Here is a 503-nt window from a genome sequence, read left to right as displayed (position 1 = left end):
CATGGACGTGGTTTCGCGGTGGTTGCCGATGAAGTACGCCAGCTTGCCATGCGCACCAATACCACGACAGATGAGATTGTCTCGATGGTGACGGAAAATCTAGAGCGCACCAATAATGCTGTTGCACTGATTTCTCAGTGTCAAAAAGAGGCGCTTGATACGCTAGAGCTGTCTGAAAAGGCGGGCAATGTTATGAACGATATCCAAGACGGAGCAAGCCGAGTGGTTGAAGCTGTCGCACAGTTCAACCGCACTTTGTAATTAATCGCTTCAAAAACTTCTGCTTCAAAGAGCCCATTCTCGGTTCTAGTTTTCCTTCCTCGCTTCGCGAATACCGTTTATAGCGAGGAAGGTAACACGCTGTTATTTCTCGATGAAATCTCACCTGCAATGTATAATGCCGACGTTTCGCAAACGTTAACATCTTCCATTCTTATTACACACCTCGTCAGCATTTGCGATACGAATATAAATAACTTTCGTAGATTAAAATCGATATAAAT

1 protein-coding gene is annotated in these 503 nt (G+C 44.5%); it reads left to right on the top strand.

The features are described from left to right. Nucleotides 1-261 (top strand): methyl-accepting chemotaxis protein (locus tag R7Z50_RS31485; protein WP_318150272.1); only part of this gene is annotated, 261 nt, incomplete at its 5' end. Nucleotides 262-503 lie beyond the last annotated feature (242 nt).

The sequence above is a fragment of the Vibrio sp. 1249-1 genome (assembly GCF_033340495.1).
This window is presented reverse-complemented; position numbering and strand designations above follow the sequence as displayed.